The 26,678-nt window shown below is 72.0% G+C and carries 24 protein-coding genes and 1 pseudogene; 8 read left to right on the top strand and 17 right to left on the bottom strand.

What is annotated here, in order from left to right; genetic code table 11:
- Positions 1-616 (bottom strand): annotated as a pseudogene (locus AB0J87_RS02120) (hypothetical protein); the annotation flags it as partial.
- A gap of 353 nt (positions 617-969) precedes the next feature.
- Here AB0J87_RS02120 and AB0J87_RS02125 point away from each other — a divergent pair.
- Positions 970-1,884: a CHRD domain-containing protein gene (locus AB0J87_RS02125; protein WP_363962248.1), complete on the top strand. Its 915-nt coding sequence runs from the start codon at positions 970-972 to the stop codon at positions 1,882-1,884.
- 60 nt (positions 1,885-1,944) lie between these two features.
- Here the strand turns inward: AB0J87_RS02125 and AB0J87_RS02130 are convergent, their stop codons facing one another.
- On the bottom strand, positions 1,945-2,466 hold the full coding sequence (locus AB0J87_RS02130; RefSeq protein WP_363962249.1) for a hypothetical protein: 522 nt from the start codon (positions 2,464-2,466) through the stop codon (positions 1,945-1,947).
- 336 nt (positions 2,467-2,802) lie between these two features.
- On the opposite strand from AB0J87_RS02130, the gene AB0J87_RS02135 reads away from it, so the two are divergent.
- Entirely contained in the window at positions 2,803-3,276 is a 474-nt protein-coding gene (locus AB0J87_RS02135) for an ATP-binding protein (protein ID WP_363962250.1), read from the top strand.
- Between the two features lie 52 nt (positions 3,277-3,328).
- Here the strand turns inward: AB0J87_RS02135 and AB0J87_RS02140 are convergent, their stop codons facing one another.
- Positions 3,329-4,732: an MFS transporter gene (locus AB0J87_RS02140; RefSeq protein WP_363962251.1), complete on the bottom strand. Its 1,404-nt coding sequence runs from the start codon at positions 4,730-4,732 to the stop codon at positions 3,329-3,331.
- Positions 4,733-4,813: 81 nt separating this feature from the next.
- Here AB0J87_RS02140 and AB0J87_RS02145 point away from each other — a divergent pair, with 81 nt between their 5' ends.
- On the top strand, positions 4,814-5,284 hold the full coding sequence (locus AB0J87_RS02145; protein ID WP_350731111.1) for a helix-turn-helix domain-containing protein: 471 nt from the start codon (positions 4,814-4,816) through the stop codon (positions 5,282-5,284).
- Positions 5,285-5,299: 15 nt separating this feature from the next.
- On the opposite strand, the gene AB0J87_RS02150 is transcribed toward AB0J87_RS02145, so the two are convergent.
- From AB0J87_RS02150 to AB0J87_RS02195, 10 genes are all read right to left on the bottom strand, one after another.
- Complete coding sequence (locus AB0J87_RS02150; protein ID WP_363962252.1) at positions 5,300-7,033, bottom strand: hypothetical protein; 1,734 nt, start codon at positions 7,031-7,033, stop codon at positions 5,300-5,302.
- 6 nt (positions 7,034-7,039) lie between these two features.
- Complete coding sequence (locus tag AB0J87_RS02155; protein WP_363962253.1) at positions 7,040-7,711, bottom strand: polysaccharide deacetylase family protein; 672 nt, start codon at positions 7,709-7,711, stop codon at positions 7,040-7,042.
- Between the two features lie 65 nt (positions 7,712-7,776).
- The gene (locus AB0J87_RS02160) at positions 7,777-8,475 is read right to left on the bottom strand and encodes a class I SAM-dependent methyltransferase (RefSeq protein WP_363962254.1); all 699 of its coding nucleotides are present in this window, start codon (positions 8,473-8,475) and stop codon (positions 7,777-7,779) included.
- A 3-nt stretch (positions 8,476-8,478) separates the two neighbouring features.
- Positions 8,479-9,690, bottom strand: coding sequence for a glycosyltransferase (locus tag AB0J87_RS02165; RefSeq protein ID WP_363962255.1), 1,212 nt, complete (start codon positions 9,688-9,690; stop codon positions 8,479-8,481).
- 109 nt (positions 9,691-9,799) lie between these two features.
- Entirely contained in the window at positions 9,800-11,971 is a 2,172-nt protein-coding gene (locus tag AB0J87_RS02170; RefSeq protein ID WP_363962256.1) for a hypothetical protein, read from the bottom strand.
- Positions 11,968-13,188: an acyl-CoA reductase gene (locus tag AB0J87_RS02175; RefSeq protein WP_363962257.1), complete on the bottom strand. Its 1,221-nt coding sequence runs from the start codon at positions 13,186-13,188 to the stop codon at positions 11,968-11,970. Before AB0J87_RS02175 ends, AB0J87_RS02170 begins: the two co-directional genes overlap by 4 nt.
- Positions 13,188-14,213 carry an acyl-protein synthetase gene (locus AB0J87_RS02180; RefSeq protein ID WP_363962258.1) on the bottom strand — a complete coding sequence of 342 codons (1,026 nt, stop codon included), beginning with the start codon at positions 14,211-14,213 and terminating at the stop codon, positions 13,188-13,190. The genes AB0J87_RS02175 and AB0J87_RS02180 overlap by 1 nt, the downstream gene beginning before the upstream one ends.
- A gap of 82 nt (positions 14,214-14,295) precedes the next feature.
- Entirely contained in the window at positions 14,296-15,603 is a 1,308-nt protein-coding gene (locus tag AB0J87_RS02185) for an AMP-binding protein (RefSeq protein ID WP_363962259.1), read from the bottom strand.
- A complete protein-coding gene (locus tag AB0J87_RS02190; protein WP_363962260.1) occupies positions 15,603-16,361 on the bottom strand; it encodes an SDR family oxidoreductase in 759 nt (252 codons plus the stop codon). Before AB0J87_RS02190 ends, AB0J87_RS02185 begins: the two co-directional genes overlap by 1 nt.
- A complete protein-coding gene (locus AB0J87_RS02195) occupies positions 16,336-16,584 on the bottom strand; it encodes an acyl carrier protein (protein WP_350731131.1) in 249 nt (82 codons plus the stop codon). Before AB0J87_RS02195 ends, AB0J87_RS02190 begins: the two co-directional genes overlap by 26 nt.
- Before the next feature lie 162 nt (positions 16,585-16,746).
- Here AB0J87_RS02195 and AB0J87_RS02200 point away from each other — a divergent pair, with 162 nt between their 5' ends.
- From AB0J87_RS02200 to AB0J87_RS02210, 3 genes are read left to right on the top strand one after another with little or no spacing between them, the layout of a single operon-like run.
- Positions 16,747-17,583 carry a hypothetical protein gene (locus AB0J87_RS02200; RefSeq protein WP_363962261.1) on the top strand — a complete coding sequence of 279 codons (837 nt, stop codon included), beginning with the start codon at positions 16,747-16,749 and terminating at the stop codon, positions 17,581-17,583.
- On the top strand, positions 17,559-19,187 hold the full coding sequence (locus tag AB0J87_RS02205; protein WP_350731135.1) for a hypothetical protein: 1,629 nt from the start codon (positions 17,559-17,561) through the stop codon (positions 19,185-19,187). Before AB0J87_RS02200 ends, AB0J87_RS02205 begins: the two co-directional genes overlap by 25 nt.
- 59 nt (positions 19,188-19,246) lie before the next feature.
- Positions 19,247-21,133 (top strand): glycosyltransferase family 2 protein, encoded by a 1,887-nt coding sequence (locus AB0J87_RS02210; protein ID WP_363962262.1) that lies wholly within the window; start codon positions 19,247-19,249, stop codon positions 21,131-21,133.
- Here AB0J87_RS02210 and AB0J87_RS02215 read toward each other — a convergent pair.
- Together AB0J87_RS02215 and pseB are read right to left on the bottom strand one after the other, a co-directional pair.
- A complete protein-coding gene (locus tag AB0J87_RS02215) occupies positions 21,130-22,254 on the bottom strand; it encodes an aminotransferase class V-fold PLP-dependent enzyme (RefSeq protein WP_363962263.1) in 1,125 nt (374 codons plus the stop codon). The two genes, AB0J87_RS02210 and AB0J87_RS02215, sit on opposite strands and share 4 nt — an antisense overlap.
- A complete protein-coding gene (gene pseB, locus AB0J87_RS02220; protein WP_363962264.1) occupies positions 22,254-23,231 on the bottom strand; it encodes a UDP-N-acetylglucosamine 4,6-dehydratase (inverting) in 978 nt (325 codons plus the stop codon). The genes AB0J87_RS02215 and pseB overlap by 1 nt, the downstream gene beginning before the upstream one ends.
- Positions 23,232-23,335: 104 nt before the next feature.
- Here pseB and AB0J87_RS02225 point away from each other — a divergent pair, with 104 nt between their 5' ends.
- Together AB0J87_RS02225 and AB0J87_RS02230 are read left to right on the top strand one after the other, a co-directional pair.
- Positions 23,336-24,064, top strand: coding sequence for a glycosyltransferase family protein (locus tag AB0J87_RS02225; protein WP_350731143.1), 729 nt, complete (start codon positions 23,336-23,338; stop codon positions 24,062-24,064).
- On the top strand, positions 24,061-25,026 hold the full coding sequence (locus AB0J87_RS02230; protein WP_363962265.1) for a hypothetical protein: 966 nt from the start codon (positions 24,061-24,063) through the stop codon (positions 25,024-25,026). Before AB0J87_RS02225 ends, AB0J87_RS02230 begins: the two co-directional genes overlap by 4 nt.
- Here the strand turns inward: AB0J87_RS02230 and pseI are convergent.
- Positions 25,007-26,050, bottom strand: a complete 1,044-nt coding sequence (pseI, locus tag AB0J87_RS02235) for a pseudaminic acid synthase (protein WP_350731147.1) — start codon at positions 26,048-26,050, stop codon at positions 25,007-25,009. The two genes, AB0J87_RS02230 and pseI, sit on opposite strands and share 20 nt — an antisense overlap.
- Complete coding sequence (locus AB0J87_RS02240) at positions 26,047-26,538, bottom strand: GNAT family N-acetyltransferase (protein ID WP_350731149.1); 492 nt, start codon at positions 26,536-26,538, stop codon at positions 26,047-26,049. The genes pseI and AB0J87_RS02240 overlap by 4 nt, the downstream gene beginning before the upstream one ends.
- Positions 26,539-26,678 lie beyond the last annotated feature (140 nt).

Below are 26,678 nucleotides of genomic sequence, written 5' to 3' on the forward strand. Positions count from 1 at the left end.
CTGAGGTGGCGAGTCGGTCGTTGGCTTCCTGGAGTTGTTTGTCGAGTTGGGCGAGGTTGCGGTCGACCTCGGCTTTGGCGGCGGCCGGGACGTCGGCCAGCTTGTCCGCCACGTTCGGGCAGACGATGGTCTGCGCCGCCGGGGCCGCGGTCTGGCTGCCGCTGGGATCAGGCGTGGCGGAGCCGGTCGCCGGAGGTGCGGTGGTTTGTTCCGGTGGGGTGGCTTGGTCGGATGAGGTTGCCTGGTCGGTCGGGGTGGCTTGGTCGGTCGGGGTGGCCTCCTGGGACGGGGCGGCGGTGTCGCCGACCGAGCAGGTGGCGAGCTCGTTGAGGCCGGTGGGGCGTTCTGCGACGCGTCCGATGGCTATGGAGATGCGGTCGATGGCGGCGGCGCGTTTGTCGGCGAGTGGGCCGAGGATGGCGTTCTGGACGAAGTTGGCGCCTCCTTCTCCTGCTGAGGTGGCGAGTCGGTCGTTGGCTTCCTGGAGTTGTTTGTCGAGTTGGGCGAGGTTGCGGTCGACCTCGGCTTTGGCGGCGGCCGGGACGTCGGGCAGTTTGTCCGCCACGTTCGGGCAGGAGATGCCCTCAGTCGCGACCGTGCTCAGATAGACATCCACCGCCCCGGTCTGCGCGTACGGCGGAGAGCCTGACAGGACGAGCGCGACGCTTCCGCTCAGGCAAACCGCCCCCAACCACGGCCTGAATCGTCTTTCCCCCGATGGACTCCACATGCGACCACTCCCTCCGGTTTGTCGTGGGCAAGGAAAGTCCGATCTTCGACAGGTACGGGGGTTCTCACGGGAGGGTTCACCCGCATGCGTCCGGGAGGGGCCGCCAGACCGCCTCCCACCAGCGCGAATGCGTATTTATACACATTTGCGGATTGAACCCGGCGCGAGGCGCGGGTCGTACAACCGGGCGTCGAACACCGCTCCCGGCCTCACCCCTGAGGCAACTGAAAGGGTCAATCATGACGAAGCGCATCCTCACCGCCTCCGGCCTCGCGCTCGCCACCGCGCTGATCGCCGCCTCCGTCAGCCCGGCCATGGCACAGGCGGACACGCAGTCGAGCACCGACGTCTATCTGGCGGCGACGCTGCTGGGCGAGAACGAAGTACCCGCCCCCGGCGCGAAGGTGGGTGACCGGAACGGCAGCGCGATCGCCGTGTTCCGCATCCACGGACAGCAGGTCGACTATGCGATCCGGTGGCAGAAGGTGGCCGCGCCGACCGCGTTCCACATCCACCGGGGCAAGTCCGGCAAGAACGGCGACGTCAAGATCCCGTTCTTCGGCGCGGCCCTGCCCGCCTCGCTCAGCGCCGTCAAGGGCACCGTCACGGTCAAGGAATCGGGCCTGCTCGCCAGGATCGCGAACAACCCCAAGGGCTGGTACGCCAACCTGCACACGGGCGAGTTCCCCGGCGGCGCCGTCCGCGCCCAGCTGCACCGGGTACGTCCCGTTTCGCTCGAATCGGTGCTGGCCGCCGGCTCGTCCCACCACACGCTCACCGCGCCGGCCGACGGCCGCCAGGAAGTGCCCGCGCCCGGCACCAAGGTCGGCGACCAGGACGGGCGCGCCGCGTGGCTCGTCTGGGTGAAGGGCACCAAGGTGCACTTCGCCACCGCCTGGAAACGCCTCGCCCCGCCCACGAACGGCCACGTCCACCGTGGCGTGAAGGGCAAGAACGGCCCGGTGGTCGTGGACTTCTTCGCCGCCGCCAACGGCCTGCCGGCCGGCGTCAACGGCATCGCCGGCACCGGCACCGCCTCGGCCAAGGTCGCCGACGGCATCAAGCACAACCCCAAGGGCTGGTACGTCAATCTGCACACCGCGGAGTTCCCCGGCGGCGCGGTGCGCGGCCAGCTCCACAACGGTGGCTGGTAGCGGCGCACACGAACGCGCCGCGCGGGATCCCGCCCGCGCGGCGCGTTCGCGTGTCCCGGCTCAGGCGCTGATCAACGCCACCAGGACGAGGATCGAACCGCCCATCACCACCGTGTGCCGGACGTTCTGCAGACCCGGCATCACCCAGCTCGGGAAGCCGCTCTCGGCCGCCTTCAGCAGCGCCGGCACGTCGACGCGCCGGAGCATCGGGTCGCCCTTGCGCTCGAAGGCCTTCCGCACGGACGTGGCGGCGGTCAGCTGGCTGTAGAGGATGAGGACGTTGCCGGCGAGCACGAGCGGCTGGAAGATCCAGGACAGGACCTGCCCCCAGTGGTTTCCCATCAGGTTGAGCACGGCCAGGGCCGTCATGATCAGCGCGACGGTGGCGGGCACGATGGTCTCGTGGCCGCTGGCGTCGAAGCTGATGTTGTTCTCTTTCAGGATGCGGGCGGGGACGCCCTGACGCTCCAGCTCCCGCACCGCGGCGACCCCTGCCTCGCGGCCGTAGCGGTGGCGTACGAGGGGGATGCTCACGAAGCCGAGAGCGACGAGCAACTGCAGAACGGCGGCGAAGGTCATCATGGCGGGGGCTCCTCATCGGGGGTGCTTCTCGATGAGGAAGACGATGCCGACCACCGCTGCTCCCGGGCTGACCGCGCGCTGTCACGGCCCCGCCGTCACATATCAGCGCCGGCCCACCGGCACCCGGAGCCCCACCGTGCGCTGGAACCCCTGACGTCCGGACTACGTAGGTACCTACGTAGTCCGGAATAGGTGCCTATATGGGGATTTTTCACCTCTCCTCCAGGGGGCTCACCGAGGCATTCTCGTGGTGTGAGCAATTCACGCTCACCTGAAGAAGAGGACCGGAGGGAACCGGACGGCAGCCACCTCAGCTGCCACACGGGATGCAGGGCAATGAACAGCGTTACGCGGACCACCAGCCACAGCCCGGCAACACGCCGCACGGCTTCGTGGTGGCTGACGCCTGACCTCAGCTCGGTGCGTACCGCCCGCCGGCTGACCCGCGACAAGCTGACCGACTGGGGCTTCGACGACCAGATCGAAGTCGCGGAGCTCCTCGTCAGCGAACTGGTCGCCAACGCGCTGGACCACGCCCACGGACAGGCCCGCCTCAGCCTCTCCACCGAGAACGGCCTGCTGCGCTGCGAAGTCGAAGACGAGAACCCCCAGCTGCCCACCATGCGCACCGTCGACCTCGACGCCGAGCGCGGACGCGGGCTCTTCCTGGTCGACACGCTCTCCGGCTCCTGGGGCGGCACCCCCACTCCCCGCGGCAAGGCCATCTGGTTCGAACTCCCGACATTCGCCGAAGCCGAAGCCGAAGCCGAAGCCGACTCCTTCGAGGCCTTCACCCCGATGGCAGCCTGAGAAACAGACAGGCCGGTTCCGCGTGGGAACCGGCCTGTCTGAGGCGGGGCGGTCAGGCGGACACCGCCGCAGGCTCCCGGTCCCTGGCGGGCCTGGGGAGCATCGTGAGCGCCGCCGCCAGGCCGACCGCGGCCAGCAAGGTCGAGCCCAGGAACGCCATCCGGTAGCCCGAGACCAGAGCCTCCGGTGCGGGGGAGCCGCCCGTGACCCCGGCCGCGACGGCCACCAGCACCGCGATGCCGACCGAGATGCCCACCTGCGTCGTCACGTTGAACAGGCCCGACACCATCCCCGACTCCTCCGGCGAGGCGTCCGAGGTGGCGGCGACGGTCACCGCGCCGACCAGGAGGCCGAAGCCGAAGCCGGCCAGCAGCTCGGCGGGAAGCAGGACCAGCAGGTAGTCGACCTGCACCCCCACCCGCAGGTAGAGCGCCGCGCCCACCAGGATGAAGGCCATACCGGCGGCCGTCGTCGTGCGCAGGCCGTACCTGGTCAGCACGCGTCCGCCGAGGAACGAGGCGGTCAGCGCGATCGTCGCGGGGATCGCCAGCGTCGACAGGCCCGACAGGGTAGCGCTGTAGCCGAGCACGAGCTGGGTGTAGAGGCTGAGCAGGAAGGCGACCGGCTGCATCGCCATGGCCACCAGGAACATGATCACGTTGCCCGCGCGGAGCGTGCGCCTGCGGAAGACGTTCAGGGGGACGAGCGGGTTGGCCGAGCGGTGCTCGATGGCGAGGAAGGCGACGATGAGGGCGATCGCGACGGCGCCGACGCCGAGCGTCCTGGCCGAGGTCCAGCCCGCCTCCGCCGCGTCCACCAGGGCGTAGATGAGCAGGCCCAGCCCGGCGGTCGAGGTGACGGCCCCGGCCACGTCGAAGCCGCGGGTCCGTTCGGCGGAGCGCGCGGCGGGCAGCAGTACGAGTGCCAGCGCGGCGACGCCCAGCCCGATGGGCGCGTTCACCAGGAACACGGATCGCCAGCCGAACAAGTCGGTGAGCAGCCCGCCGAGCACCAGCCCGGCCGAGGCGCCCATGCCGCCGACGGCGCCCCACAGGCCCATCGCCTTGTTGAGCGCCGGGTCGCCCTTGAAGATCGTCATCACCAGTGACATCCCGGCGGGCGCCACCAGCGCGCTGGCCAGCCCCTGCACCGCCCGTACGGCGATCAGCAGCACGCCGGACGCGGCCACGCCGCCGATCAGGGACACCGCGCCGAACAGCAGCATCCCGGCGATGAAGATCCGGCGCCTGCCCACGTAGTCGGACAGCCGCCCGCCGAGCAGTAGCAACCCGCCGAACACCAGCGAGTACGCCGTCGTCGTCCACGACAGGTCCTGGGCGTTCATGCCCAGCTCACGACCCATGTGCGGCATCGCGATGCCCACGATCGTAGAATCCAGGATCAGTACGAACTGGGTGGTGGCCAGTAGTGAGAATGCGGCCCATTTGTTCTTCATGACCAAGTCTTCCTAGGGGAACGATTTGTAACAGTGGCCATGATGTGTGACCATCGAGGTCGACCGGAAGAAGGCACTTTCATGTCCCAGAGGAACACCGCTGTACCAGAGCAGCTCAGGACGTTGGACGACGCGCAGGCGATGATCGAGCAGGGCTTCTGCCCCATCCCGCCGCGCGAGATCCTGGACAAGATCGCCGGGAAGTGGGCCATCCAGATCGTCGTGGTGACCGCTCGCGGGCCGAGGAGGTTCACGGAGCTGGAGCGGGAGATCGAGGGCATCAGCCGCCGCATGCTCACCCTCACCCTGCGCAATCTGGAGCGCGACGGGCTGCTGGAGCGCACGGTCTATCCGACGGTGCCGCCCAAGGTCGAGTACCAGGCCACGCCGATGGCGCTGGAGCTGTACGAGGCCATGCTGACGCTCACCAACTGGTCGCGGAAGCACAGCGCGTGCGTGGCCGCCTCCCGGGAGCGGTACGACGCCCGCCAGGCCGCGGAGGAGACGCCGGGCTTCGTACCCGCTCCGGGACGCTTCCCCGCCACCGTCTGAGCCCGCCCCGCCGGCCTACTCCCGATCGCCCTCCCGCCCAAGCGCCCCCGTCCCGCCCGACGCGCCCGGGGCTCCTGGTCCATTCGGCTCGCTCGGCTGAGGGTCTGGCGTCACGGGCTCCGAGAGCGACGCCGCACGAGCCGTGCGCTCACCCGGCTCGGGCCCGTGACCCGCAGTCCCGTGAGCCGTGGCCTCGTCCGCTGACGGCGCATCCGGCGCGGCGGCCGGAGGTGTGTCCGGCGCGGGGGCGTTCCCTGAGGGCGCGGCCGGGGCGGGCTCGGGGGCGCCGGGCTGTGGCAACGGGGGCCGGGGCTCGGCAGGCTTGCGGCGTACTGCGCGCCCGACCCCCCGTACCGAAGCCACCACCAACCGCCCCACACCCCCCAGCAGCAACGGCACCAGCAGCACCCCCACGAAGATGGGCGAGGCCATGTACCGGAAGTCCTGCGCCGAGATGTTGGCCAGCACCGTGAGCTGCTGCCCGGCCACCACGGCCGCCACCCCCAGCACGTACCGGTTCCGCAGCGCCAGCGCCCCCAGGGCCCCCGCCAGATACGACACGTACGCCCACAACGCCCCCCGCCACAGCACCCAGTCGTACTGCGGCGCCAGCGCCCCGGTCAGCCACGGGTCGGCCACCTGGTTCAGCTCCCACGACTGCGGCCGCAGCGAGTAGACCCACCGCCCCGGGAAGTCGGGCACCTTGTTCGGCCCGACGTAGGTGTCGGCGTTGGGCCGCAGCGAGAACCGGTACGTCATCCCGCCGATGGCGAACTCGTCCTGCACGGGCCGCCACGCGATCGCCCCACGGCACAGCCGGGTGTCGATGATCATGCGGGGTTCGGAGATCAGCAGCCGTTTCCACAGGCCGAGCAGCTCGGAGGCGTGCGCGTCGGCCTGAGGCCAGCTGAAGTCCCGCCGCCAGATCAGCGGGTTGATCGTGTAGCAGGTGCCGCCGTCCCACCACCGCGTCAGCGGTGCCACGGTGGCCATCAAGGTCTTGTCCTGCTCGGTGAACAGCTCGGGATGGTCCCGGTACGCCACCGCGATGTCGCCGAAGGCCGTGTGGTACACGTACGTCTTGGACGGGGCCATGATGCCGAACTGCGGGAAGACGAGGTTCGTGAGCACGAGCGGCAGGGCCGCGGCGAGGGTGCCGGCGAGCAGCAGCCGTACGCGCATGGTCGTGACGATCACCAGCAGCGCGAGGACGGCGACGCCCACGACGAGGAAGCCGTTCGCCCGGAAGAGCCCCAATGTCGTGAAGAGCAGCCCGAGCCCGACCAGCGTGGGCACGGTGACGGCGCGTCTGGCCGCGATCCGGGCGCACACGCCCGCGACGGCGATCGCGCAGATCGTGAACGGCACGTCCTTCCACAGCGTCACCGAGAACGCGCCCACGGGCGGCGCCAGCGGCATGAGCATCGCCACGAGCGTGGTCGGCAGGCGTGGCGCGCCGAGCGCCTTGAGCGACTGCGCCAGGTACGTCAGCGCCGCCGCCATGGCGGTGGTCTGCGCGAACGTGACCGCGCCCAGGTCACCCGTCTTGGTGAAGCTCAGCGACAGCAGCGCGTCGTAGAGCACCGAATGGTCGCTCACCCAGGGGCCGACGACGGTGTGGCTGAGGTAGAGGACCGAGTCGCGGCTGAACAGGCCGGGGTAGAAGGCCGCCCACCAGCAGGCGAGGACGGCCTGAATGATCAGAAAGGTCGGGATCGCGACCCACGGCCTTGGCTTCGCGGTGCCCATGGCCCGTCAGGGGTAGCTCACTCCGGGCTCGGGTTTCTTGCCGCGTAGCAGGGTCGGCACCGTGACGAGGTGGTAGCCCTGCTTCTTGAGCTCCTTGAGGATGGACGGCATGGCCTTCACGGTCGCCGGGACCGTGTCGTGCATAAGAATCACTCCGTCGCGCTTGGCCAGCCTGAGCACGGCGGCCTTGATCTTCTTGGCGTCACGCAGCTTCCAGTCGAGCGTCGTGCCGGTCCAGAGCACCTGCGCGAGCTCCACCTGGTCGGCCAGGCCCAGCACGCGGTCGTCGGTGTGCCCGTACGGCGGGCGGAACATCGCCGGCCGCAGCCCCGTGGCCTGCTGGATGGCTTCCTGCGTGGTCTTGAGCTCGTCGAGGATCTGGTCGTCGAGCAGTGTCGGCAGGGAGGCGTGCGACCAGGTGTGGTTGCCGATCGCGTGTCCCTGCGCCAGCGTCTGCCTGGCGATCTGCGGCCGCCGCTCCACCTGCTTGCCGACCAGGAAGAACGTGGCCTTGACCCCCTCCTGCTTGAGAAGCTTGAGCAGGGTCGGGGTGCCCTCGCCCGGACCGTCGTCGAACGTCAGCGCCAGGCACTTGACCCGGTCACAGTCGACCGTCGCCGCCTGGGCGGGCAGCGAGGTCGTGGCCAGTACGGCCGCCAGCAGGGCATGAATCACCACGGATCACAGCCTAAAGCCAATGCGCACACACCGTGGAACACCCCCACGTCTCGGTCTGAACACGCTCATCTCCCGAGCCGGGCCCGCAGGAACAGCGTGACGCCCTTGAGCGACTTGACCGGCAGGTACCGCTCGGCCCGCACGACCGCCGACAGCCCCGCGTTGACCAGGAGCGGCATCTTCCGCAGGTCGCTGCCCCTGGACCGGCGCCGGTGCCGGGCGACGAGGGGACGGAGCAGCACGTTCCAGCTCCAGACGCGATCGACCTTCAGCCCCGCCTGTTCCACCACGACGGTCAGCGACTCGCGGGCGTAGCGGCGCACGTGCCCGACCGCGTCGTCGTGGGCCGACCACAGCGCCATGTCGCACGGGACCGCGATCAGCGCGTGCCCGCCGGGCGCCAGCACCCTGGCGATCTCCTCCACGACCAGATGGTCCTCGCGAACGTGCTCCAGCACGTCGAACGCGGTCACCAGGTCCAGGCTCCCCGGCTCGAACGGCAGCGCCCGCGCGTCGGCGCGCACCGCCTTGAGCCCGCGCTCCCTGGCCACCTCGACCGCCGTCGCGCACGAGTCCGTCGCGGTCGCCTCCCAGCCCGCCTCGACCAGCACTCTGGTGTTCCCGCCGCCGGCGGCGCCGATGTCCAGCGCCCGCCCGGGACGGCCCAGCCCGCGCAGCTCCCTGCGCAGGATGGCCCGGCGCTCGCGGTACCACCAGTGGCGGTCCTCGAGCGCGATCAAGCGGCGGATCTCAGTGGTTTCCATCGATCAGTTCCTCGTACGGGAGAAGACCCAGCGGTCCAGGGCGGTGAAGCGGATCAAGGTGAGCAGGCAGTACGTGCCGGCGACCGCGCCGACCTCCGCCAGCCGCCCGGCGCCACGGGGCAGCGCGAGCACGGCCATGGTGGTGAGGGCGTAGTTGGCCAGGAAGAGCGTCGCCGCCCGCACGTGCATGGCGGTGCGCCGGTGGAATGTCCAGCGGCGGTTCGCCTCGGTGCCGACGACTCCGGCGAGGACGAGCGCGGCGAAATTCGTCATTGCCGGCGACCAGATATCCCGCAGCGGCAGATAAATGAGCGCGTACAGAATTGCGGAAACAATGCCTATCACGGCGAACGAGGTGAATTTCGCCAGGGTCACCGCGCGGGGCCGCGCCACCACCGCGTCCGGATGCGTGGGCGTCAGCTCGGACCGCGCCACCTCGACGCGGGCCCGGCCCATCGACATCGACCAGGCGACCCTGGCCAGCCCCTTCAGGTCGTCGACCGCCGTCCTGACGATCTTCACGCGCGAGTCGGTGTCCTCGATCCAGTCCACCGGCACCTCGTGCACGCGCAGGCCGTTGTGCTCGGCCAGCAGGAGCAACTCGGTGTCGAAGAACCACGAGTCGTCCTCGACCTTGGCCATCAGCGGCCTGACCACGTCGGCCCTGGCCGCCTTGAAGCCGCACTGCGCGTCGCTGAAGCGGACACCGAAGCCGTACCTGAGCAGGGCGTTGTAGCCCCGCGACACCACCTCGCGGCGCAGCGAGCGGCGGGTGCGCGCGCCGCGCGCGAGCCGCGTGCCGATGGCGATCTCGGAGTGACCGCCGGCCACCGAGGCGACCAGCGGGAACAGGGCCCCGAGGCCGGTGGACAGATCGACGTCCATGTACGCCACGATGTCGGCGGGGCTGTCCTGCCAGGCCGCGCGCAGCGCCGCGCCCCGGCCCCGGATGTCGAGCCGGCGGACGTGTACGCGCTCGAACTGCCCGGCCAGCTCGTTGGCGACCGGCCAGGTGGCGTCGGTGCTGCCGTTGTCGACGATCGTGATGCGCCACGGCAGCGGGAAGCCGTCGCCGAGGAAGCGGGCCAGCGTGCGGACGCAGCCGGGCAGGGCGCGTTCCTCGTTGAGCACGGGGATGACGATGTCGACGCTCGCCAGCCGGGCCGTGGTGTCGAGAACGCGGGGGCTCGGCTCCGTCGCGGCACGCGTTTTCATGGGAGTTCCTGATCCTGATCGGTGGCCGTACGTCCACGAAAATGCTCCTGGGGCCGTCCAGCGTGGCGCGGGCCGTTTCTCCGCAGCATTCCGTGAGGGGGAGAGACTTTTACCGGGCGGTGAGCCGGTAAACGGAGAAGGACGAATTGCGGAAGCGCAGTCGCGCGTATTTCCCCAATTCCGGGTTCATCCCGGTGAAGAGCCACTTGACGCCGTAGACCTCGGCGAGGCGCCGGACGTTCTCCGCCGTGGGCGCCCGGAAGGCCGCGTCGTTCGCCGCCAGCCGTACGGGATCCGCGAACGGCACCTCGAGATACGGCGAGACGAACAGCTTGGCCCGCGACAGCGTGCTCTCCGCGTACGCCCACCCCTCGACCAGCACCCGCCGCTCGGTGAACCCCGACACCCAGTAGTGCCGGCTGTCGCACCCGGGCGCTTCGACCGGGCGGCAGTGCAGGTCGGTGGCCACCACGTCGCCGGGCGAGGAGTGCGCACGCAACCACCGCCCCGCCCTCAGCGCCCCCGCGGGGATCTCCGCCTCGCGGCCCTCCGGCACCACCCGCAGGACCAGCTCGCGCGCGGAGGCCGGCACCGCGTACCCCGCCAGCAGCGCCACCACCGCCAGCACGGCCCCGCGCCGCCACACCAGCACCGCCGCCGCCACCACCCCGAGCACGAGGTACGGCACCACCACCCGCACCGCCGCGTCCCCGGGCACCACGATCCACGTGGCGAGCAGCGCGCCCCCCGCCCCCGCCGCGACCACGGCCCACGGCACCCGCCGCCCGGCCACCCCGCACACCGCGGCGACCGACAGGTAGGGCCGGACGCTCTCCAGGAAGTAGAGCTGCGAGTCCGACGGATGCCCGAGCAGCACCGCCGCGCCGACCCCCGCCGCCCCCATGCCGAGCAGCAGCGACAGGGACGGCTCCAGCGCCCGCCGGCCCAGCGCCACCACCCCGCCCCACACGCAGAGCAGGCAGAACAGGTGCACGACGGTCAGGACCAGCAACGGCGTCACCGGCACGGCGGCCAGCTCCGGCGCCGCCACGCCCGTCACCAGCCCCCAGAGCCCCCGCATCGTCGCGAACGGCGCGATGGTCGTCCCCTGGGACCCCTGTCTGAACACCACGAGCTGCGCGACCAGCAGGCACGCCAGCGTGATCCCGGCCACGCCGAGCCACGCGCCCGGCACCCGCCGCTCCACCGCCCACCGCACGGCCACCACGACCAGCAGCCCCGCGAGCAGCAACGGCAGGAACGTGGCCTTCGCCCCGGTCAGCGCCAGCAGCAGCACGACCAGCGCCGCCCAGCACCGCCGCCCGCCGGTCAGCAGCAGCACCACGGGCGCGAACAGCAGCGCCCCGAACGTCTGCGTCGGGCTGGCCCAGGCGGTGAACATCGGCCGCGTCGTGAAGACCACGTCCTCCTGAAGGACCGGCCCGAGCAGGAAGTACGCGACCCCGGCCGCCGCGACCCCGGCGCCCCAGCTCCCGCCCAGCCGCCGCCCGAGCACCGCCACCAGCACGACCATGGCCGCCGTCATCGGCAGCGTGGCCAGCCGGTAGACCAGCGTCACCGGCTCGATCCCGGTCACCCAGCTCGTGGCGGCCAGCTCGGCGTAGACGAACCAGTGGTAGGAGAGCCGCTCGCCCAGCACGGACGGCAGCGTGGGCGGCACGTGGTGCTTGACCTCGCCGACCAGCGCCAGGTGGTAGGGCAGGTCCACGTACGCGGCGGAGACCGGCACGCGGTAGAGGTTGAGCGTGCTCCACGCGATCAGGTAGGCGACGACCGCCGCCAGCGCCCACGCGCACCACGCGGGCATGCGCTCCCCGGCGGCCCCGCTTGCCGACGCGCACCGCGCGGGCATGCGCTCTCTGGCGGCCCCGCCACGCCAGTGCCGCCGCAGCCGGGGCACGCAGGCGAACGCGCAGAGCACCCCCGCGGACGGCACCAGCACGAGCAGCGGCACTCCGGCCGCCCTGGCCGGGAGGTAGGCCAGGACCTCGACCGCGTACCCCATCGCCAGCCCGGCTGCCACGTCCTCGGCCGTCGACCTCCCGCCGCCGGTCAGCGCCCGCCACAGCAGCGTCCCGGGCAGCGCCACCCCGGCGCCGAGGTAGGCCGCGAAAACGGCCAGGTCGCGGGCGGAGACCCCGCAGCACAGGAACACCACCACCGCACCGGCGCACACGACCCCCGCGGGCACCCACCCGAGCCACCGCCCGGACGACGCCGGCCACCGGGCGAACCAGGCCGTGGGGGGCGCGGACGTCATCTGATCACGGTCACCAGTCGCGTGAACTCGGCCGGGAGATCGAACCCGTCCCACACCCGATGGAAGCTCAGCGCGCTCCCGATCGGCACCATGCGATCGACCCCGCGCCCGCCCAGCTCCCTGGCCAGCCGCTCCAGCTCGGCCCTGGCGAACCCGAAGTGCGTCATCGTCTGGTCCCGCCGCTCGACCAGCGAGCCCAGCTCGGCCAGCGACCCGAGCCTGGCGTGCGCGAACGTGCCGGCGCCCAGCCACTGCCTGGGCACGGCGGCGGCGGCCGACAGCGTGACGTTGGCCAGCGCGTTGCCCCGGAACTCGATGCTCTCCGCCAGCCCGTCGGCGGCCAGGCCGTAGGTGGAGACCCGTTTCTCCACGGCCATCGCGGCGTCGACTCCCCACCCCCGGACCGTGACCACGCGCGACACGTGCTCGCAGAAGTCGGCCCGCGCCGTGTCGCAGTCGCCCTCCGCGCCCACCCAGAACACCGTCCTGGGCGAGGAGCAGGCGGCCTGGTCGAACCAGTAGGTGTCGTTGACGAAGCCTTCGGCCACGGTGACCCGCGCGGCCCTGGGCGCGCACAGCCAGGCCGCCGCCCCCACGACGGCGAACGAGGAGCGGTCGGGGAAGACCAGGTCGCGGGCGTGCGGGGCGAGTGAGTGCCGCCGCATCTCCTGTACGGTGCGGTCGCCGCCCCACACCACCCGCAGGTCGCAGGCGGCGGAGAGCGCGGCGGTGACGGAGTCGCTGCGGCCGTAGGAGACGATGCGCTGGGTCGCCGCTATGACGGGATCGGCGTCGGCCAGCGCGTCGTGCAGCGTCTCCAGGATGACCTCGGCGACCGCGCCGGAGCGCGGCGAGAGGCGCACGATGTTGCGGTTTCCCATCAGGGCCGACAGGGCCCAGGAGTAGACGAAGACGGTGTCGACGTTGGCGGGCGGGATGTGGAAGACCATGCCGCGCGGGACGCGTACGTGCTCGTTGGCGAGGCCGTCGACGGTGCGGGCCAGCTCGCTGGGGCGCAGGAAGAAGCCGAGCGAGCCCAGCTCGGGATGGCGCCGCGCCAGCGCGGGCCGCAGCAGCCGCTTGCCGAAGCCCGAGAGGAACTCGCGCACCCGCTCGTCGCCCACGTCGAGCCCGCCGCGTAGCTCACCCAGCAGGTCCTCGGCGGACACCGGAGCGGCGGCGGGAAAACGCACGTCGAGCTTCGGGTCGTCCAGCATCAGCCCCGCCCCATGGTGTCGCTGCAGCCGCGCGCCTCGGCCCTGGGCAGCCTGCCCAGCACCTCGAACCGCTTGCCCGGCCAGCACCCGTCGTCGACGCCGTGCACCACGCCCAGGTCCTCGGTCAGCAGGACATGGCCCGGGTAGGACGTGGGCAGCGTGCTGACGACCTCGATCAGCCCCGGCTCGCCGACGGGGACCTCCTGCCAGGTCTCCGGGTCGCGGACCACGACATCGGCGAAGTCGGGGCAGTAGAGCCCGTCGCCGTCGGGCCCCTCCAGGAAGACGGTCCCGATCTGCTCGACCATCCCGTAGAAGTTGTGCACCCGGGTCAGCCCGCACTCGGCCGCCAGCCGCCGCCGGAACTCGGCGTTGTCGACCGCCTGCTCGGCCAGCCGCTTCCACCCGCCGGAGTGGACCAGCACCCCCTGCGACAGGTCCGCCCCGAGGTCGCGCAGGTGGAGCCAGACCATGAACGTGAACCCGAAGATCAGGAACCGCTCGCCGCCGTAGCGGGCCAGGAACCCCTTGACCGCCTCGGCGTCCACCCGGCCCCGCTCGTCGAGCACGAACGTGTGGTCCCTGCCGAAGTTCATCATCCCGAGCACCCCGGCCCCGCGGGCGCTCAGCGTGGGGTCGCGGACGACCGAGCGGCTGTCCACGACCAGCATCGGCAGCCGCCGCCCGCCCAGCACCTCCCTGAGCGTGGCCGCCAGCATCCGCGGCTGCGTCGCGGCGGCCTCGCGGTCGAGGTAGACCCGGCTCGGCCGCTGCCCGGTGGTCCCGCTGGAGGTCAGCACCCTGAACACCTGGTCCTCGGGCACGCTGCGCAGCTCGTGCGTCTTGAACAGCCGCACCGGCAGCCAGGGCAGGTCCGCGAGCCGCTCGTACGGGGGGCCGGCCTGAATGGCGTCGAGCACCCGCCGGTAGGGGGCGCACGCCCGCCGATGCCGCTCGGTCAGCGCCGCGAGCTCGCTCACCAGCGCCGCCTCCCGCTGGGGCTCCGCCAGACTGAAAACGCTCATCCGCCACCCTCCGCCCGATCGGGGACGCCCGAGAGCCCGGCGCGCCGCGCCGGGCGACCGCCCGCGGAGCGTGGCGGGGCCGTCATGTGCGGGACTCCAGGGCTCGGTAGTCGATCTTGCCGGTGGCCAGGAGCGGGAGGCTGTCGACGGCGCGCACGTCGAACCCGCTCCAATGGACCCGCAGCTCGGCGCCCAGCTTGCGGGCCAGGCCCGCGCGGCCGGCCGCGTCGAGGCCCTCGGCCCACACCGTCACGCGGTCGTCGCCGCTGGTCGCAGCCACCGGGACGGAGCCGCGCAGCAGGCGTTCGACGTCGTCGAGGTTGACCCGCACGCCGAAGATCTTGGCGATGCGTTTCAGCCGCCCGGTGAGGTAGAGGAAGCCCTCGGAGTCGAGCCGGCCCAGGTCGCCGGTGCGCAGCACCCCGCCCAGGTCGTCGCCCCTGGCCAGGTCGGCGGCCGTCTCGGCGTAGCCCATCATGACGTTGGACCCGTGGTAGACGACCTCGCCCTCGTCGACGGTCAGCCGCCCGCCGGGGATGGCCGGCCCGGCGGAACCGGGTTTGTCGGCCAGCCGGTCGGGAGGCAGGACGGCGATCCGGGCCGTGGCCTCCGTCTGCCCGTACATCACGAAGAACCGGTCGGCCTGGCCCGCGAACTCCTGGACCAGGTCCTGGCCGAGCCGCCCGCCGGCCTGCGTGAGCGTGGCGAGCGCGGGGTGCTCGGAGCGGTCGTAACGCAGCCTCCGCAGCATCTCGTACTGGTAGGGGACGGCGGCCAGCGACGTGCACCGGTGGGCGTCCAGATGGGTCCAGAACGACCGCTCCAGCAGCCCCGCCTCCGTCAGCATCACCGTCGCCCCGACGATCAGGTGGCTGTTGAGCACGGACAGCCCGTAGCTGTAGTGGAGCGGCAGGCTGGTGGGCGCGATCTCGTCGGGGACGATGGCCAGGGCCGTGGCGATGGCGGTGGCGTTGGCCAGCACGGCCTGGCGCGACAGGCGTACGAGCTTGGGGTTGCCGGTCGAGCCCGAGGTGGCGAGGAGCACGGCGAGGTCGGAGTGCGGCTCGGGCACGTCGCGGCGCGGCGGCGGCGAGCCGTCGGCCGCGTGCGTGAACCCGAGCAGCGCCGCCGGCCTGAACCGGCCCACCAGCTCGGCCAGCGCTCCGGGAGCCAGGTCGGGGTCGAGCAGCGCGATCGGCCGGCCCGACCGCCAGGCGGCGAGGTAGCGCAGGACGGACGTGAGGTTGTTGCGCATGCCGCAGAACAGCGGCCCGGGCCGCAGCCGGGTCAGGGCCTCCGCGGTGCGCGCGACGTGGCCGGCCAGCTCGTCGCCGCCGAGGCCCGCCGCCTCTCCCGCGACGACGAGCCGGGCCTGTGGGTGCGGGAACATCACAGCACCAGCCCGCCGTCGACGCCGATGATCTGGCCGGTGACGAAACCCGCGTCTGGCGAGAGCAGGAACGCGGTCACGCGGGCGACGTCGGCGGGCGTGCCGAGCCGCCCGAGCGGGGTCGCGGCGACCGTGGCCACCCGGCTCTCCTTGTCGAGCGTGGCGAGCATGTCGGTCTGGATGTAGCCCGGGGCCACGGCGTTGATCCGGATCCCGGCGGGCCCCAGCTCCTTGGCGGCGGCCTTGGTGAGGCCGATCACGGACGCCTTGGTGGCGGAGTAGACCGCCTGGCCCGCGCCGCCCATGCGGCCCATCACCGAGGCGACCAGGACCACCGCGGGGGAGCTGCCCCGCCGCAGCAGCCTGAGCGCGGACTGCAGCGTGTACGTCGCGCCGACCGCGTTGACCTGGAAGAGCCGCTGGACCGTGTCGTGGTGGGCCATGCCGAGCGGGCCGGCCGCGTGGATGCCGGCATTGATCACGAGGGCGTCGAGGCGGCCGTGGCGCTGGTAGATCTGCCGCATCACGGCCGAGACGGCGGCGGGGTCGCCGACGTCGCAGGCGACCGAGTCGGTCACCCCGCCGGTCTCCTCCGCGACCTCGGCGGCGGCCTTCGCGGCGCGCTCCTCGCCGCGGCCGTGGAGCACCACGTCGTGGCCCGCCCCGGCCAGCGTGACCGCCACGGCCCGGCCGATGCCCGCCGTCGAGCCGGTGACCAGGACGACCCTGGGCTCAGCCGGCGGCGGCGCCGACGCCATGCTTCTCCAGCAGCCCGGCCGCCTTGGCGAACGAGCTCATGTCGATCATCTCGTCGGTGTCGATCATGACGGAGAACTCGTCCTCCATCGCGGCGATCAACGCCATGTGGGCCAGCGAGTCCCACTGGGGGATGGCGCGGTATTCGAGCCCGTCGACGTAGGTGTCGGCCGGAAGGTTGAGCGCGCTGCGGAAGACGGCCCGCAGGCGGTCGAGATGACTCATGATCACTCACTCTCTGTCCTCAAGCCACGACGTAGTGTAGCGGGAATTGCGCGCCAGGGGAAAACCAAGGCCCCCTCTCGGGTAATGGAACCGTATAACGAGGCGTGGCACCCGTTGAGGGCTGGGAATGTCGGACGGGACACGGTCCACCGTACGGGGGGAATGATGGACGAATCCAATCACTGGTACGGGCACTCTCGCATAATCGGCCGATACTGCGGCCTGCCGGATGAGACGCCGAAACGCATCCAGGGCTTCCTTCAGCACGGATGGAACTATCTCCACGGATTTCCGCCCAACGACCACTGGTGCAGCCCTGGATATCCCCGTTTCATCTGGTCTGACGTGCTACGTCGCCGAGGCTGGTCGATGGGCCGCAGGGGGCACTACCTCATCGGCGCGCCATGGATATACCTCCTTCATCTGGAGCCTGAGCTGGGCGTGGTCCCCGAACGCAAGGGTACGATCTGGTATCCCTTTCATGGCTGGGAAAAGCATTCCGTCAGTGGTGACCATGCCCGGTTGGCCGACGAAATCCGAAATGTCGAGACCGGTCCGGTCACGGTCTGCCTATATTGGCTGGAATTCGCGAATCCGGACATTCGGCGAGCGTACGAATCGAGGGGATTCCGGGTCACCTGCCATGGCGAGCGCGGCTCCCGGTGGGAGGGAAAGGGACGCGACTTCCTGCGCAAGCAGCTGGTCCAGTTGCGACGCCACCGCAGGGTGGCCTCCAACCGGCTCGGCAGCGCGCTGTTCTACGGCGCCTCGGTGGGATGCGAGGTGGCGGTGTACGGGGATCCGATGCAGTTCGAGGACGAGCGTCCCGAGTACGGGGGGACGGCGCGCCGCATGCGGCTCTGGCCGGAGCTGCACGGCACGCGCGTCGACACCGAGCTGGCGTCGGAGGTGGCGCGGCGCGAGCTGGGATTCGAGTATCAGGCGACACCGGAGGAGCTACGGCGAATGTTCGGATGGAAACGGGGGGCGCGCACGTGATCACGGGGGAGGCGCCCGAGAACGTTCGGTTGATCGGCGGGGAGATGCTGCTGTGGTCCGACATGTCCAACATGGGCGGCATAACGGACTGGCGGGGCACGGCACTGGAGCTGGTCGGCCGGCTCGTCCCCGACAGCGGCAGGGTGCTGCTGGTCGGCCCGCATCCGCAGGTGCTGGTGGACGACGTGGTCGCGCGGGCCCCGTCGGCGGCCGTGCTGCTGCGCTCCTACCCTGACGCCTGCGCCCTGGGCGAACGGCACCCGGGGCTGGCGGTGTTCTGCGGGCGGCTGGAGGTGTTCGCCGCGGAGCAGCCGTACGACCTGGTGCTGGCCCTCGACGGGCTGCTCCGCACGCACTCCGCGGAGGCTTCGGCGGCGGCGTGGAGCGAGTCGCTGGCGGCGCTGGCCGAGCTGGTCGCGCCCGGGGGGCGGCTGGTGCTCGGCGTACGCAACGACCTGGGCGTCGATCGGTTCCTGGAGGCCAGGCCCGCGGACCGGGAGGGCGCCGACGACCAGTGGGCGCCGCACGGCTTCGACCCGAGCTATCCCAGCGGGCCCGAGGCGCTCGACCGCGGGCTGGAGTCGGCGGGGCTGCGCGTGCGGCGGTGCTACGCGGCGTATCCGGGCAGGCAGGCGCCCCGGGCGCTGCTGTCCCGCGAGGCGCTGGCCGCCGACCTGCCGGACGCCCTCACGTTCCCGCTGAGCGCGCGTGGCGGCGACCGCATGCTGGTGGCCGACCCGCTCCGGCTGACCCGCCTGGTCTTCCGGCACGGCCTGGGCGAGGAGCTCGCGCCGCTCTGGCTGGCCGTGGCCACCGCCGCTTCAGACGATGACGACCACGTGGAGCTGCCGCTGGGGCTGGTCGAGGAGGGCTCCGCCCTGTACGAGCTCACCGCCGGCGGCGCCAGGCGGCTGCCGGACGGCGAGGAGCTGCCGATCCCGGCCGGCCGGGTCGTCGAGGAGATCCTCGTCGAGGCGTGCGCCCGCGAGGACGTCAGGACCGTGCGCGAGCTGCTGGCCCGGCTGGCCGAATGGCTGGAGGCGGGCGGCGACGTGACGGCCGCGACCGACAGCCTGGTGTACGACGGCGAGCGGTTCGCGGCCATCAGCCCAGCCGCCGAGCCGTCCACCCCGCCCGGCCCGAAAGTCGTCCTGTGCCGGATCCTGTGGCGGTTCGCGGTCAGGCTGCTGGCGGCCGGTCACCACCACCCGTGGCCGTGGCCGCTGGAGGCCGACCAGCTCGCGCTGACCCTGTGCGGCATGGCCGACCGTCCCTGCGACCAGGGCGACCTCGACCGTGCTCGCAAGCTGGACGTGGAGCTGGGCTGCCCCGCCGAGGTGGCGGAGCACGCGCCCACGTACCGGGATCTGCTGGGCGCCCGGGACCGCCTGGCCGACCAGCTCACCGCGGCGCTGGCCAGGATCTCGCGCCTGGAGACCAAGCTCTCCTACCGCGAACGCGAGCTGGTCAGGGCGAAGGCCAAGCTGCGCAGGACCCAGCGCAAGGCCAGCGCCTTCCGCAGGACGCTCGGATATCGCCTCTCCCGCCGCCTGGCGCGCCCCGGCAAGGTCGCCCGCAAGGTCATCCGCCTCCTGTCCGGCTGATACGGCAAGGACGCAGACGCAGGGCGGAAGGACGAAGGACAAAAGGAAGAGGAATAGGTGTGCCGGTTCTTTCGGTGATCGTTCCGTTCTACAACGTCGAGAAGTACATCGGACCCTGCCTGGATTCCATCGCCGCGCAGACGCTGGGCGATCTGGAGGTGATCTGCGTCGACGACGGCAGCGTCGACGGCGGCCCGGCGGTCGTCGGGTCCAGGCAGGCGGCCGACCGCCGGATAAGTCTCATCAGGCAGGACAACATGGGCGTGGGCCGCGCCCGCAACGTGGGCGTACGCCGGGCGACCGGCCGCTACCTGGCCTTCGTGGACGGTGACGACACCGTGCCGCGCGACGCGTTCAAACGCCTGGTGACCTCGCTCGAGTCCACCGGCTCCGACCTGGCCTGCGGCAACGTCATGCGGCTCTACCGCAACCTGCTCATGCCGTCGTGGGCCCACCGGGAGGCGTTCGCCAAGCCGGTGAAGAGCACCCACATCACCCGCCACCCGCTGCTGATCCGCGACCGCATGTTGTGGAACAAGGTCTACCGCCGCTCCTTCTGGGAGCGCCTGGGCCTGAGCTTCCCCGAGCGCATGTACGAGGACCAGCCCGTCGCGATGGCGGCCCACGTGGGAGCGAGGTCGGTGGACGTGCTGGCCTCGGTCGTCTACCACTGGCGGCAGCGCGACGAGCCGGGCAGCTCGATCACCCAGCGCTGCCTGGAGCCCGACAACCTGCGCGACCGCCTCCTGTCGGTGCTGGAGACCGGCTCCCTGCTGGGCCGCGGGGCGCCGGCGCTCAAGGCGGACTTCGACCGCGACACGCTGGACATCGACATGGCCGTCGCCGTGGAGGCCATGGCCGCCATGGGCACGACGGCGGACCCGGCCCTGCTCGACATGATCGTCCGCTACCTCGACGGCGTGTCGCGCGAGGCCTGGCACAGCATCCCGTTCGCGCAGCGCCTCCAGGTCCACCTGCTGCACCGGCGCCGCCTGGGCGAGCTGGCGTACGTGTTCACCCAGGACCGCTGCGGGCAGCTGCAGCCGCGCGTCGGCGCGGCCGGGCTGCTGCGCAGGCGCTGGTACGCCAGGCACCCGTCGATGCCGCCGCACCTGTCGGAGGTCTCCGGCGAGCTGACCCTGGTCCCCCGGCTGGTCGACCTCGACTGGCGCGACAGCGTGCTCTGTGGCGCGGGCCGGGTGGCGGTGGGCCGGTTCGACGTGGGGGAGCTGCGCCGCATGCGGGTGCGGGTCTGGCTGGAGGAGCGCAGGACCGGCGCGACCATCCCGCTGTCCGACGAGGAGAGCGCGCCCACCTGGGAGAACGTGGTGCAGGAGGACGGCGGCGCGCTGCCGGAGCACGCGTTCCCGTTCCGCTTCGCGTTCGACCCGGCCGTGCTGACATCCGCGCAGCTCGCCAGGCGCGGCCGCTGGGACCTGCGCGTGCAGCTCAGAGGGCATGGGCTGCGGCTGGACGGCCGGGTGGCCGGGCCGCGCTGGCTGCCGCCCCTGATTCCCGCGCCGAGGCGCAGGTCGGGCGTGTGGGTGGTGCCGATCCGCAGCGCCAAGGGCGCCTGGGGCCTGCGCCTGCGCAAGGCGCGGGCGGTCATCGGGGAGTGCCGGGTGGACGGCGGCGACCTGGTGTTCTCGGGGGAGATCACCGACATCGGCGACGGCGAGCCGGTGCTGCGACTGCGGCGCAGGAGCGACGGCGAGGAGATGTACTTCCCGGTGACGCTGGCGGGGCGCGACTTCCACGCGCGGGTGCCGCTGGCCGACATCGACGAGAGCGTCGGCCACGAGTCGTGGTGGGAGGTCGTCATCGACCAGGGCACACCCATCCGCCCGCTGGTGCGGACCGGGCAGCGGCCGATCGCGACCGTCGCGGCCAGGCGCTTCCTCGTCGACCGGGGCGAGGACGGCTGCCTGCTGCTGGCGGAGCGCTAGCGCAGGATCGCCGCCAGGGTCTCCACGACCCGGTCCTGCTGGGCGTCGGTCAGGTCGGGGAACAGCGGCAGCGACAGCTCCTCGGCGTAGTACGCCTCCGCCCGCGGGCAGAGCCCGCGCCGGTAGCCGAGGTCCTCGAACACCGGGTGCCAGTACGCCGGCACGTAGTTGACCTGCACGCCGATGCCGGCGGCACGCATGCGGTCGTAGACCTCGCGCCGCCGGCCGTCGCGGACCCTGACCGGGTAGAGGTGCCAGCTCGGCCGCACGTACGCGCGCTGCGCGGGCAGCGTCAGCCCCGGCACGTCGCGCAGCAGCGCGTCGTAACGCGCGACGAGCTCGCGGCGCCGCTCGCGGAAGCCCTCCAGCCGCCGGAGCTGGCTGACGCCCAGCGCGCACAGCACGTCGGGCAGCCGGTAGTTCAGCCCGAACTCGTGCACCTCCTGGTGCCACCCGCCCACGTCCGGCTCGCGCTGGTCGGCGGGCTCCCTGACCAGGCCGTGGTTCCTGAAGCGGGCGGCCCGCCGGAACCGCTCGGGGTCGGCCGCCGCCACCGCCCCGCCCTCCGCCGTGGTCACGGTCTTGGTCGGGAAGAACGAGAAGGTCGTCAGGTCGGCCAGCGCCCCCACGGGCCGGTCCTTGTACGCGGCCCCGATCGAGTGCGCCGAGTCGGCCATCAGCACCGCCCCGGCCGGGTCGGCGACCGCGCGCAGCTCGTCGTAGTCGGCGGGATGGCCCGCGTAGTCCACCGCCGTGACGACCCGCGTCCTCGGGGTGACCACGGCGGCGACGGCGTCGGGGTCGAGGTTGCCCGTGTCGGGCTGCACGTCGGCGAAGACCACCCGCGCGCCCAGCAGCGCGGCCGCGGCGGCCGTGGCCACGAACGTCAGGGGCGAGGTGACCACCTCGTCGCCCGCCCGCACCTCGGCCGCCACGTAGGCGACGTGCAGCGCGGCCGTCCCCGACGTGACCGAGACGCACGGCACGCCGCCGGTCCAGCGGGCCAGCTCCGCCTCGAACCTGCCGACCGCGGGCCCGGTGGTCAGCCAGTCGCCGCGCAGCACCTCGGCGACCGCCTCGATGTCGGACTCGACGATCGACTGCCGTCCGTAGGGGAGCATCAGCGGGCCACCATGGCGCGCAGGTCGTCCACCGAGAGCCATTCGTCGTTGGTGTCGGAGCGGTAGGAGAAGCCCTCGGGCAGCGGCTCGCCGGTCTGCGGCGGCGTGTAGCCCCAGGTCGCGATCGTGGGCTGGACGATGTAGCGGTCGGCCAGGCGCAGCGTCCTGCGGCCGTCGTCCGGCCCGATCATCTCCTCGTGCAGCTTCTCGCCCGGCCGGATGCCGATCTCGTAGATCGGGCTGTTCGGCGCCAGCGCCTCGGCCAGGTCGGTGATGCGCATGCTCGGCAGGCGCGGCACGTAGAGCTCGCCGCCCCGCATCAGGTCGAACGAGTCCACCACGAACCGGACCGCCCGGTCGAGCGTGATCCAGAACCTGGTCATGCGCTTGTCGGTGATCGGCAGGCTGGCGCTCTGCTCGGCCAGGCGCAGGAAGAGCGGCACCACCGAGCCCCGGCTGCCGACGACGTTGCCGTAACGGACGACGGAGAAGCGGGTCTCGTGGGCGGCGGCATAGTGGTTGGCGGAGACGAAGAGCTTGTCGGCGACCAGCTTGGTGGCCCCGTACAGGTTGATCGGGCTGGAGGCCTTGTCGGTGGAGAGCGCGACCACCTTGCGCACGCCGCTGTCGATCGCGGCCTCCACCACGTTCTGTGACCCTGCGACGTTGGTGCGGACGTACTCGAACGGGTTGTACTCGGCCGTGTCCACCTGCTTGAGCGCGGCCGCGTGGACCACGTAGTCCACCCCGTGCATGGCGCGGGCCAGCCGGTCGCGGTCCCTGACGTCGCCGATGAACCAGCGCAGGCGCTCGTCGTCGCCGAAGAGCTGCCTGGTCTCGTACTGCTTGAGCTCGTCGCGGGAGAAGACCACCAGGCGCCGCACCCCCAGCGAGTCGAGTGCGTTGCGGATGAACGCCTTGCCGAAGGACCCCGTTCCTCCGGTGATCAGAATCGACGATCCACTGAGAATGCTCACGTGGCCCCCTGGGTTCGCGCTTACGCGCAGTAGTCGTTCGAGCAGGGCGGTAGCATAGCGCGATCGATAAGCGACACACGGTCACACGGGGGATTGGGGCATCGGTGCGCATTGTCGGGATTGTTCAGGCGCGGATGGGCTCGACACGCCTGCCGGGCAAGGTGCTCAGGGAGCTGGGCGGCCGGTCGGTGCTGGAATGGGTGGTTCGCGCCGCCCGCGAGGCGGGCACGCTCGACGAGCTCGTGGTGGCGACCACGACGGAGCAGGCCGACGACGCGGTCGTGGCCGAGTGCCGCCGCCTCGGCGTGTCGTGGCACCGTGGGCCGGTGGACGACGTGCTGACGAGGTTCATGGAGGCGCTGGCGGGGCGGCGGTGGGACGCGATGATGCGGTTCACGGCGGACTGCCCGCTGCTGGACCCGGCCGTGATCAGGGAGGCGGCGCTGGTGTTCCGCGCCGTACGCGGGCTCGACTACCTGAGCACCGCTCTGACGCGGACGCTGCCGCGCGGGCTCGACGTGGAGATCGTGGGCAGGGGCGCGCTGGAGCGGGCCGACACCGAGGCCGCCGACTTCCACCGCACCCACGTGACCTCCTACGTCTACTCGCATCCGGACGACGCGCGGCTGCTCGGGCTCGCCTACCAGCCGGTCGCCGGCGACCTGCGGGTGACGCTCGACACCGAGGACGACTGGCGGCTCATCACCCGGGTGGTGGACGGCCTCGGCGACCGGTGCGTGCCGTTCGGGACGCTGGTGAGCTGGCTGCGGGAGCGCCCCGAGGTCTGCGGGCTCAACGCCCACGTCCAGCAGAAGGAGCTCCAGGACGCGTGATCCGGGTCGGCTTCCGGTGCGACGCCGGGGTGCGCAGCGGGGTCGGCCACCTGGTGCGGTGCGTGGCGCTGGCCGAGGAGCTGCGCGCGCGGGGTGTCGAGGTGACCTTCCTCGGCGAGGTGCGCGGGTCCGTCTGGGCGCGGGCCCAGCTGCGCGAGCGCGGGCTGCCGCTGGTGCCCGCCCCCGAGGAGCCGGCCCGGCTGGCGGCGCTGGCCCGGGAGCTCCGGCTGGACGCCGCGGTCCTCGACTCGTACGAGCTGCCGGAGGGGACGGGGGCGGCGCTGCGGGGAGCGGGCCTGACCGTGCTGGCGATCGTGGACGGCGACCCGCTGGGCCAGGAGGCCGATCTCTACCTGGACCAGAACCTCGGCGCGGAGCGCCGCCCCTTCCCCGTGCCCGCCCGGCGCCTGGCCGGGGCGCGTTACGTGCTCCTGCGTGACAGCGTGCGCGGGCTCGGGCGGGCACGGCCGGCGGGGCCGGTGCCGCGCGTGCTGTGCTTCTTCGGCGGCACCGACAGCGCCGGCGTGGCCCCCGCCTGGGCCGGGGCGCTCCTGGCGGCCGGGGTGCCGTTCGAGGCGACGGTCGTCAGCCCTGCGCCCTTCGAGGCGGGCGGGCCGATCGCCGTGATCCCGCCGACGGACCGGCTGCCCGAGCTCATGGCCGGGGCCGACCTCGTGCTCACCGCCGCCGGCTCGGCCGTCTGGGAGCTGCTCCACCTCGGCGTCCCCACCGCCCTGACCTGGGTGGCGGACAACCAGCTCATCGGCTACGAGGAGCTCGTCGGCCGGGGCGTCGCGGCCGGGCTCGGGCGCGCGGCCGACGCCGCGGCGGTCGGCGTGCTCGCCCGCCTGCTCGCCGATCCCGCCGCCCGCGAGGAGCACGGGCGGCGGGGTCGCGGCCTCGTGGACGGCAAGGGCAGGGAACGCGTCGCCGACGCGCTCCTTAGATCAGATCCCAGGTGAACGGCGTGCCGTAGGGCACGTCCTTGGTGAACTGCCGCCCCATGACCACCGTGGCCGTGTCCGGGGGCAGGCCGCCCGCCGGCCGGATCGACCGTACGTTCGCCGGGGACACCACGTCGCCCTTGCGCACGTCCTGCACCACGTAGAGCGACCGGCGGAACCGCAGCCCCTCGCGCTCCGACGGCCGCGGCCCGATGATCACCTCTCCCAGCGACAGCCACGCCCGCCGGCTCTCCACCACCAGCGCCGCCAGCTCGTCCGGCTCCAGCGAGAAGGCCGAGTCGACCCCGCCGTCGGCGCGCGACAGGGTGACGTGCTTCTCGATCATGCACGCACCCAGCGCCACCGCGGCCAGCGGCACCCCGATCCCGGGCGTGTGGTCGGAGAGCCCGACCTCCACGCCGGTGAGCGCGCTCAGCGCCATCAGCGACCGCAGGTTGCTCTCGTCGGGGGAGGCGGGGTAGCTGGCCGTGCAGGACAGCAGGGCCAGCTGGCTGGTGCCCGCTTCCAGCGCGGCGACCAGCGCGGCGTGGATCTCGCCGAGCGACGCCATCCCGGTGGAGATGATCACCGGCTTGCCGGTGGCGGCCACGAGCCTGATCAGCGGCAGGTCCACGATCTCCGACGAGGCGATCTTGTACGCCGGCACCTCCAGCTTCTCCAGGAACTCGACCGCCGTGGGATCGAAGGGTGTGGAGAACGCGATGAGCCCGTGCTCGCGAGCCCGCTCGAAGATCGGCTGATGCCACTCCCACGGCGTGTGGGCGCGCTGGAAGAGCCGGTAGAGGCTCTCGCCGCCCCACAGATCGTGCCCGTCGCCCACGCGGAACGAGGGCCCGTCGCAGTCGATGGTCAGCGTGTCGGGCCGGTAGGTCTGCAGCTTCACCGCGTGCGCCCCGGCCGCGGCGGCGGCGTCCACGATGGCCAGGGCCCGCTCCAGGCTCCCGTTGTGGTTGCCGGACAGCTCGGCGACGATGAACGGCGGGTCGTTCCGCGAGATCGGCCGCCCCTCGATGGAGATCATGACTGCTCCTTCACAAGCCGGATGGCAACGACGTCGCGGGACTCGCCGTCGACGTCCCGCAGGTAGGCCCCGACCTCCAGGAAGCCGAACCGCCTGTGCAGCCGCCTGACCGCCTGGTTGCAGGCCAGCACCTCGCCGCGCAACGTCGTCAGGCCGAGCGTCCCGAAGGCGTGGTCGATCGCCGCCCGCTCCAGGCCGATCCAGGCCCGCAGCAGCTCCCCCGACTGCTCAAGCCCCTCCAGGTCCAGGTAGAAGCCCCAGGAGGCGCTCTCGGACGACAGCCCGAAGAAGGTCACCACGCCCGAGGGGTTTCCGTCGTGCTCGTAGATCAGCACGCGCTTGCGCGCGTCGGCCCGGGTGGCCTCCCACCACTGGGCGTGCTCGTCCTCTCCGATCTTGTGCGTGGCGAAGCTGGCCGCTCGTACGCGCGGATGATTGCGCCATCGCCGCATGGACGGCAGATCTTTGTCCTCGACGCCTCTCAGCACCTCTCCCCCTACTGTTGGTGTCCAATCAATTGCTCAACGTAGCCGATTATGCGTCCGGTAAAGAGCTGATCAGGGACACGGAATCCGCGGAGTGGTCAAGGCATGCTGCCCTCGAACCCACATCCCGAGAGCCAAGGAGC

Source organism: Nonomuraea sp. NPDC049625 (assembly GCF_040675285.1).
Taxonomy (GTDB): domain Bacteria; phylum Actinomycetota; class Actinomycetes; order Streptosporangiales; family Streptosporangiaceae; genus Nonomuraea; species Nonomuraea angiospora_A.